The organism is Candidatus Cardinium sp. cBcalN2 (assembly GCF_022810445.1).
Lineage (GTDB): Bacteria > Bacteroidota > Bacteroidia > Cytophagales > Amoebophilaceae > Cardinium.
Window position 1 is genome coordinate 1 of the sequence record NZ_JAACGD010000012.1, and the last position, 8,569, is coordinate 8,569.

The 8,569-nt window shown below is 37.2% G+C and carries 8 protein-coding genes and 1 other RNA gene; 5 read left to right on the plus strand and 4 right to left on the minus strand.

The window, feature by feature from the left end; translation table 11 throughout:
* Positions 1 to 410: 410 nt before the first annotated feature.
* The 4 genes from ffs to rpsF form a co-directional block, all read right to left on the minus strand.
* Positions 411 to 506: signal recognition particle sRNA small type (gene ffs / locus MUW74_RS00385), an RNA gene on the minus strand.
* A 190-nt stretch (positions 507 to 696) separates the two neighbouring features.
* Positions 697 to 1,140: a 50S ribosomal protein L9 gene (gene rplI, locus MUW74_RS00390; RefSeq protein WP_243517882.1), complete on the minus strand. Its 444-nt coding sequence runs from the start codon at positions 1,138 to 1,140 to the stop codon at positions 697 to 699.
* A gap of 8 nt (positions 1,141 to 1,148) precedes the next feature.
* Entirely contained in the window at positions 1,149 to 1,400 is a 252-nt protein-coding gene (gene rpsR, locus MUW74_RS00395) for a 30S ribosomal protein S18 (RefSeq protein WP_243017862.1), read from the minus strand.
* Entirely contained in the window at positions 1,397 to 1,756 is a 360-nt protein-coding gene (gene rpsF, locus MUW74_RS00400; RefSeq protein WP_243517884.1) for a 30S ribosomal protein S6, read from the minus strand. The genes rpsR and rpsF overlap by 4 nt, the downstream gene beginning before the upstream one ends.
* A 546-nt stretch (positions 1,757 to 2,302) precedes the next feature.
* Between rpsF and leuS the strand changes: the two genes are divergently transcribed.
* From leuS to pheS, 5 genes are all read left to right on the plus strand, one after another.
* Positions 2,303 to 5,089, plus strand: coding sequence for a leucine--tRNA ligase (gene leuS, locus MUW74_RS00405; protein WP_243517887.1), 2,787 nt, complete (start codon positions 2,303 to 2,305; stop codon positions 5,087 to 5,089).
* A gap of 106 nt (positions 5,090 to 5,195) precedes the next feature.
* Positions 5,196 to 5,579 (plus strand): RDD family protein, encoded by a 384-nt coding sequence (locus tag MUW74_RS00410; protein ID WP_243517889.1) that lies wholly within the window; start codon positions 5,196 to 5,198, stop codon positions 5,577 to 5,579.
* A gap of 17 nt (positions 5,580 to 5,596) precedes the next feature.
* Complete coding sequence (locus MUW74_RS04445) at positions 5,597 to 5,728, plus strand: hypothetical protein (RefSeq protein WP_262915479.1); 132 nt, start codon at positions 5,597 to 5,599, stop codon at positions 5,726 to 5,728.
* Positions 5,729 to 5,778: 50 nt separating this feature from the next.
* A complete protein-coding gene (locus MUW74_RS00415) occupies positions 5,779 to 7,401 on the plus strand; it encodes a hypothetical protein (RefSeq protein WP_243517890.1) in 1,623 nt (540 codons plus the stop codon).
* Positions 7,402 to 7,411: 10 nt separating this feature from the next.
* Positions 7,412 to 8,443, plus strand: a complete 1,032-nt coding sequence (gene pheS, locus MUW74_RS00420; RefSeq protein ID WP_243517892.1) for a phenylalanine--tRNA ligase subunit alpha — start codon at positions 7,412 to 7,414, stop codon at positions 8,441 to 8,443.
* Positions 8,444 to 8,569 lie beyond the last annotated feature (126 nt).

Genomic DNA, 8,569 nt, shown 5'->3' on the forward strand with positions numbered 1-8,569 from the left:
GGTATATACATTAATTTTTTAATGCCTGCCAGATTAAATATCAACTACTACAAGTGTATTGGTATTTATTTTTTCTGACTGAAGTACCTGGGCAACTTAGTTACTTTTTTGCTTGATTTCCATAATAATATTATTAAAAGTGTTAAGCAGACATACCTAAAGAATTGATGCAATTTAACCATTTTTTAACTTATTTCTAAAAATAAAAGTCTGTTTTCACACCAAAGCTTATGCCTATTCCGAGGAGGATCAGCTTTTGAAGCTGTATAAATGGCTTATTTCCTACTGATTAAAAAAAAGAACCTTGAAGGTCTATTTGTATTAAACTTTTTAAAGATACAACGAGGTGCGTATAGCTATCTTACAAATAGGAAGATGTTTTAAATAAAAAGAGAAAGGAAGATAGATGAAAAAACAAGCCGAGTATCGCGCTGCTACAACCACTTTTTCCTTGCTCCTTTCCAGGCCTGGGGAGATTAAGCAGGAGCTAGCCGTACCGGCTTGCTATAGCAAATCTAATACTTTTTATTCAAAATAAAAAAAACAGATAAGAAAAAAAGGGAATAAATGGGGAAGGGGCCCCTATAGCTTTTATCAAAAAAAACAAAAAACAAAAAAATGATACTGCAAAAGAGTTTCTAGCAACAAACCTTCTTTCACACGCTACAAGAAGCCCCAAGATTAAAGTAGTACCTTTTAAACAGGGACTACGTCAAAAGTTAATGTATAAGAAACAGTTTCATGCAAAGGTAATACCGCCTGGTAAGTACCTACTTGCTTGATAGGTAGTTGAATATTTATCTTAGTATAACCTACGACTATACCTTTTTCTTTAAGCGCCTTGGCAATTTGCAAAGGGGTAACAGAACCAAATATTTTACCACCTTCCCCTACTTTTGCAGGGATTACCACCTTAACAGCTTCCAAAAGTGGCAAAAGTGCTTCAGCATCTGCTTTTAATTTTGATACCTTATGCGATGCTTGCCTGGCATTTTCAAGTGCAACTTTTTTATTGATAGCATTTGCCACAATAGCAAGACCCTCAGGGATAAGATAATTCCTAGCGTAACCAGCTTTAACTGAAACGATATCACCTTTTTTTCCTAATGTTTTGTGTGCATTCTTTAATATTACTTCCATTCTTGAGTTTACTTTAAATTGTCTGCTACATAAGGAAGCAAAGCAAGCTGTCTAGCACGCTTTACAGCAGAAGCTACTTTTTTCTGATACTTTAAGCTATTACCAGTAATCCGTCTAGGTAGTATCTTTCCTTGTTCATTGAGAAATTTCATCAAAAACTCAACACACTTATAGTCTACATAGTTAATGCCATAACGCTTAAAGCGACAAAACTTTTTAGTAATTGTTTTTTTTTGTATCGATTCGTTTACTAAAGTCATACTGCTACTTCTTTCTTAGATTCTTTTTTCCCAGCATCGGATCGCCTTGTCATATTATGCGCTAATGCATGCTTGTCTAAAACAAATGTTAAAAAACGTAATACTTCCTCATCTCGTGCATAAGTAACTTCTAGCTCTTTAATCAGACTGCTTTCACTTATAAATTCTATTAAATGATATACACCGCTTTTTTTATGCTTTATCGGATAACTTAATGGTTTTAAGCCTATCTCTTCTTCATGTGTTATGGTTGCATTACGCCCCACTAAAAAAGACCTATACTTATCTATAGATGCTTTTATTTGTTCGCTAGAAAGCACCGGAGATAGTATAAATACTGTTTCGTAATGTCTCATATTTATATTTAAATAATTTCCAGTTATGGATGCTGGGTACTAAAAGCAAATATCTAAAAAGAAATTAATAAAGTCAAGTTATTTTTAATAATTTAAAGCATTTGAATATCATTTCTACTATTTGAACTTAGCTTGATTTTGATGTTCAGAGGGAATCATCTTAATTTTTTAGTAAACTTTAAGGTTATCTTATAACCAAGCGGAAAAAGCAGTCTATGCGGAATATGGGTCCTATTTCTATCTTTGCTTATTAACTTTTAAGTTAAATGAGCCGTTTAACAGAAGAAATTAAGATATCCTACTTTTTAAATTAAACTAGTAGCGATACCTTTACCTAGAAAATACAACTACTCCAGTAGGTTACTAGACCTTTTACAAAGCCTATTTGTGACGAGCCACTTTTAAGAGAGGCGCAGTCGCCAGCCGTAGCATACTAATACTAAATGTATTGGAGAAGCATAGACAAGTTTGGGCACCAAAAGGCCCATTAGCAATAGGTTTTAGAAGAGGTCTACTGGTTTTAATGATTATTCAATGCAATTAGATATGCAATCTTATATTTTTACAGCAATAGAACAAAAATGGCAAAATAGATGGAAGGCGCAAAAATCCATAATAGATCGCAATCTCCTTACTGCTAAAAATATACCCAAGTATTATATGCTGAATATGTTTCCCTATCCTTCAGGCTCAGGACTCCATGTAGGACATTATGTAGGGTATATCGCTTCAGATATAGTGTGCCGTTACTATAAGCATATTGGATATCATGTGATGAATCCAATGGGATTTGATGCTTTTGGCTTACCTGCCGAGCAGCATGCTATTCAAACTGGGCAACACCCGTCTATTACTACTCAAAAAAATATAGCCAAATATATCACACAACTTGATCAGATTGGATTAGACTTTGACTGGGATCAATCTGTTAATACCAGTGAACCTGCCTATTATAAATGGACACAGTGGATATTTCTGCAAATGTTTAATAGCTGGTACCATACCGCTACCCAAAAAGCATCTCCTATTAAAACGCTTATTGACGAGTTTGCTTGCCACGGTAATACCAAAGTAGAAGCCGCTTGTGATGACCACACGCCTATTTTTTCAGCCCAGGAATGGAATACTTTTTCCGAAACAGAAAAACAAGCCAAATTGCTACATTATCGATTAGCTTATTTAAGAGATAGCATCGTGAACTGGTGTGAAGGATTAGGTACCGTTTTGGCTAACGAGGAAGTTAAAGATGGTTTTTCTGAAAGAGGAGGCTATCCAGTAACGCGTAAAAAGATGAAACAATGGAGTTTACGTATGACCGCTTATGCCCAGCGTCTGCTCACCGATCTAGAACCTTTAGATTGGCCCCTTTCTACTAAGGAGATGCAGCGCAATTGGATTGGCAAATCGCAAGGTGCTGAAATTAGTTTTAGGGTACAAGGAGAACGTGGCAAGACGATTACGGTTTTTACGACAAGACCTGAGACTATTTTTGGGGCTTGTTTTATTGTCTTAGCGCCTGAGCACCCTTGGGCTAGTTTTATGGCACAGCAAAGAAGTGACGTGGAACTTATTTCCTATATCGAAACAGCTAAAAATCGTTCGGAACGCAATCGCCTGGCAGAAACGACCTTCTTAAGTGGTGTATTTCTAGGTGCTTGTGTTATACATCCTTTTACAGGTGCACCATTACCTATCTGGGTGGCAGATTATGTATTACCCGGTTACGGTACAGGTGCGATTATGGGTGTACCTGCGCATGATAAACGAGATTATACCTTTGCCCAATCTTTTGATTTACTCACCTTGCCTGTAATAGAAAGTACGATACTTATAGAAGATGGGCCCTATGAGCTGACTGAGGGTACGATGATTAACTCTGATTTCCTCAATGGACTTTCTGTAGCAGAAGCTGCCGAAAAAGTCATGGAAAAGCTAACGCAAAAACGAATTGGAAAATATAAGGTCAACTATAGATTACAGGATCCTACATTTAGCCGACAACGTTATTGGGGAGAACCCTTTCCGATATACTACAAAGAAGATGGCCTACCTTATGCCCTTTCCCCGAATCAACTTCCCCTCCTATTGCCAGCAGTAAGTAGCTATAAACCCAATCAATCTGGGGTGCCACCATTGGGTAATGCATCCAATTGGTCTACACCAGAAGGTTATCCTTTAGACTTACATACTATGCCAGGTTGGGCCGGTTCTAGTTGGTATTTTTTACGCTATATGGATCCTCATAATCAAGAAACTTTTCTGAGTCGAGAAAAAGAGGCCTACTGGAAAGGGGTAGATTGCTATATCGGTGGTGCAGAACATGCAACCGGTCACCTCCTTTATGCACGCTTTTGGACGAAAGTACTTGATGATTTAGGCTACATTCATATTAGTGAACCTTTTCCAAAATTGCTTCATCAAGGGCTGATCCAGCAAGTTACGGCGATAGCCTATCGATTAAAAGATAAAAATATCTTTGTAAGTGCTGGGCTTATAGCCGAACATGATGTTGTCCCTATGTATATTCCTATAGCTTTTGTCGAAAAAGGTGTAGTTGATATCAAAGCATTAAAAACTTGGCATCCTGATTTTGCCGATGCACGCTTCTTATTAGAAGAAGGTAAATATATTTGTGGTGGTAAAATGGAGAAAATGTCTAAATCTAAATACAACGTAGTCGAACCAGAGCAAATTATTGCCCAATATGGAGCTGATGCCCTGCGTTTATACTTGATGTTTTTAGGGCCGTTAGAACAATCTAAACCATGGGATTTATCCGGCATAGAAGGGGTGTCTCGTTTTCTAAATAAGGTATGGCGTTTTGTACATCATGCAAAAAATGCTTACGCAGCTACTGCGTTACCCCCTAACGAGGCAATGATTAAAATAATGCATAAAACAATTAAAAAAGTAACCGAATCGATTAAAAAATGTTCTTTTAATACAGCTATAAGTAGTTTAATGATTTGCCTAAATAACTTATCCAGTCTTGAAACAGTACCCCTTTCTATTGTAGAAGACTTTATTTTACTGTTGGATCCTTTTGCACCGCATATGGCGGCTGAGCTATGGGAAAGTATAGGCAAAACCAGTAATCTTGCAGAGGTTCCTTTTCCAGTTTGGAATGAAGCCTATTTAGAAGAAAAAAGCTTTGAGTACGCCATTGCCGTGAATGGTAAAGTACGTACTAAAATGGTTTTTGATCATGATGCATCGCCTATGGCTATAGAAAAAGCCGCATTAGCCAATCAAGTCATTCAAAAATGGCTGGCAGGTAAGTCAACTAAAAATGTCGTGGTGGTTCCTAAGAAAATGGTGAATATCGTTGTATAGTAAGGAGTGTTTTTTATTTTTTGTCTATATTCTTCTGTCTATCCTGCCTGCTATAGCGCTGAATGGATAGGTTATACTAAATCTTGTAGAACATCTTAAAACTTTTATGACCAATATACACTGGATTCAACCTAAAGAAATAAGCTTTTTCCATGCATTTAAAAGATGGACAGCAAGGGGATTTGATGCCTGTGTGGGTGCATGTATACTTTTTCTTATCGGAGAATATGTATTATTTTCCGAGCATATAGTACAAATTATATCAAACGCCAAGTTAAATACCCTAAATGGGGTAATCAATAAACTAATTTTATTATTTCTATCTGGTGTAATCAATGCTTTGTTGATTGCTTACTTTGGTAACACACTTGGGAAACACCTTTTTGGTATAAAAATATTGGATCTAAAAGCGTGTCATCTTAGCTTGCAGCAAGCATTCAAACGTGAAATGCTGGTGTTGATAATAAACAATTCACTAAAAATAATATAACCACTTGGGATAAAGAGATGAACCTTCAAGTAATTTATCGTACCCAGTCCTTATGGATTACCTTAGTTGGTATAATGCTGCTAATAGGGCTATGCTTATCTATTATGGTAAGTTGGTATTACCATAAAAATGGTTATAAATTAGTTTAATGTTATATTTAAGTGCAATCCTTAACCCTATACTTAATACAACTAGCAGCATGGAATACAACTGGCTATTGATCGCTTTATTTTTCGGGATACCTGCCACGCTATGCCATGCAGAAACCAATGCAGGAGAAATAAAAGATGCTGAATTTGTAATTGAAAAAAAAAAGAAGAATAGAGTAAACCAAGCACAAAGGCTTTTTTTTAAAGCCCCTAGCCAAACCATAAAAAATCTTCACAAACCTTTAGCAGCCACAAAAGCACTAACATCGGAAACGATATCATTTGACCTTGTACCTCTTACATACCTTCCTTTTTGTTTAAAAAATAAAGAGGATCGTCTTGTCTTTAAGAACTATGGCAAAGTAGGTATGAGTTCCTTATTGCTCCCTTATCTAGAGGTTTCATTAGGCAACCATGCCTTTTGCAAAGGGATTTGGTGGACCCATCTCACTTTTGCCCCAGAATTATGGAACAAAAAATCGACGGAAGCCTCACTTCGGCTACAAGGTAGATATGGCATAGGGCCATGGCTATTGGACCCAAGTTTACACTATCAGCATAATTGGCACAAATATAGCGATACGACTCATAGCTCTAGGCTCCATCAAACAAAGATTGACTTATTGACTCAACAAGCGAGCGAAACTGCTACGCAAGATGGGCAAGTAAGCCTAAAACTGCTCAATGACCATCATAAAAAACTAAATGAACAGCTATTTATGCTGAAATATAAATGGGTCAAGCACTTGAATAATTGGTCTGTAAAAGTAACCACTTACAATGATATAGCCAGCTATACAAACCATAAGCAACAACAAACCCGTTTTATTGTTTCGGCTACACCTAGTCTTTATTTGCGTTTATTTAAATCTATACAGCTAAAGTCTGGCCTAAGGATGGCCTATCATAATGATCCGATTCCTGGAAAAATACCTCATTTTGATCTCTATCCTATGGTTAGGATAGCGTATGCTGTGTCTAGTCAGCTTATGCCTTATATAGGGATACAAGGTATGGGTGTAGGCGGCAGTGTAGTCCCATTACACCTCCATCATGTGGTAGCTAAAAATCCTTTTATAGCTTTCAATATGAAGCTATCACACCGTCATGAATACTTCAAACTGTATGGTGGGAGTAAAGGCATTATTAGACCTAATCTTTCTTATCAACTCGATATAGCTTATCGGAAATTTAAGAACCAGTCTAGAATAGTGGCTGTTACAAACAATGAGATTAGCTTGGCTTACCATCCAGATGAGTACAATGTATTAAAAGCGACTGGAATAGTCGACTACGCTATAGCTGGTACAAAATTCAATGCAACCATAAAAGGAAGCTATTACCGATATCCGGACAATAGATTGGCGCCTATTTGGTGGTACCATAAACCTATTTATAAACTAAAGCCAACGCTTACCTATAAAGTTCATCCAAAAGTTTTACTGATCAGTCATCTCCATCTACATGGCCCAACTACTGTAAAAGATCTAGCAGGTACCGCCATGGAACTAGATAAGATCATCAACCTTTCTTTAAATATAGATTTTTTTATTTCAACAAGATTTACGGCATTTTTAATGATCAGCAATCTACTAAACCGCCAACATATTGGTTACACCCACTACCCGGATAAAAAGATCAATATAACAGGCGGCCTACACTACAAATGGTAATTTATATTTTATGATAGATCGCATTGCCCAACTACGGGAAAAAATGGTAAGTACAATCATTGAGGATAAAGAAGCCTTAGAAAGCTTTCGACGTCATTTTATCAGCAAAAAGGGGGCCATTGCGCTTTTATTTGAGGCTTTTAAAGAGTTGCCTACTGGAGAAAAAAAAGTCATTGGTCCAACCTTAAATAGTTTAAAGCAAGCAGCAGAAAAGAAGTTTAAAAGTGCAGCCAGTGCAATAGAAGCAAAACATGTGTCGGTTACAGGGCAATCAGTAGATGTCACTCTTCCTTCTTTTGGCCCTACAATAGGTAGCCTACATCCCTTAACTATTGTGCAAAACAAGATTATCTCTTTATTTCAACGCATTGGCTTTAACCTGGTAGAAGGCCCAGAAATCGTAGGAGACTGGCATAACTTTACGGCATTAAACTTTCCTGACAATCATCCTGCCCGTGACATGCAGGATACTTTCTTTGTCCAGCGTAACCCAGACCAATTATTACGTACACATACCACTTCTGTTCAGATTGCCATATGTGAGACACAAAGCCCTCCTATTCGATCTATTGCCTTGGGCCGAGTCTTTAGAAATGAGGCTGTATCTGCACGATCTCATTGTTTTTTCCATCAACTGGATGGAATGTATATCAACACAGATGTGACCTTTAGTGATCTAAAAGGGACCATTTATCATTTTGTAGAGACACTATTTGGGCAAGCTACCAAGCTCCGTTTTAGGGCTTCTTATTTTCCTTTTACAGAACCTAGTGCAGAGGTAGATATCAATTGCAGGCTATGTCAAGGCAAAGGATGTACTGTTTGTAAGCATTCAGGGTGGGTAGAGATATTGGGTGCAGGGATGATTGATCCGAATGTGTTAAGTAATTGCCATATCGATCCTGAAAAATATAATGGTTTCGCTTTTGGAATGGGCATAGAACGTATCGCCATGCTACTCTATCAAATTGATGACTTACGGTTATTTTCTGAAAACCATCTTGCCTTTTTGAGGCAATTTAAAAGTTTTTTGGGACATTAGGTCGTATGCTGTTGTTCCAACTATAACGAGTGATTCCAGTAGCTTTTTAGAAGAGGCGTTTTTATAAGTCACCCCACCATAGTGCTGAATGGATAAGTAAAAATGACGTATTTGTTCATGACACTG

Bases quoted from the DNA above. Each gene is read 5' to 3' on its own strand.
- MUW74_RS04445 (WP_262915479.1), top strand. From the start codon at position 5,597: ATGAACCTTCAAGTAATTTATCGTACCCAGTCCTTATGGATTACCTTA.
- MUW74_RS00415 (WP_243517890.1), top strand. From the start codon at position 5,779: ATGGAATACAACTGGCTATTGATCGCTTTATTTTTCGGGATACCTGCC.
- pheS (WP_243517892.1), top strand. From the start codon at position 7,412: ATGATAGATCGCATTGCCCAACTACGGGAAAAAATGGTAAGTACAATC.
- rpsF (WP_243517884.1), bottom strand. From the start codon at position 1,756: ATGAGACATTACGAAACAGTATTTATACTATCTCCGGTGCTTTCTAGC.
- rplI (WP_243517882.1), bottom strand. From the start codon at position 1,140: ATGGAAGTAATATTAAAGAATGCACACAAAACATTAGGAAAAAAAGGT.
- rpsR (WP_243017862.1), bottom strand. From the start codon at position 1,400: ATGACTTTAGTAAACGAATCGATACAAAAAAAAACAATTACTAAAAAG.
- MUW74_RS00410 (WP_243517889.1), top strand. From the start codon at position 5,196: ATGACCAATATACACTGGATTCAACCTAAAGAAATAAGCTTTTTCCAT.
- leuS (WP_243517887.1), top strand. From the start codon at position 2,303: ATGCAATCTTATATTTTTACAGCAATAGAACAAAAATGGCAAAATAGA.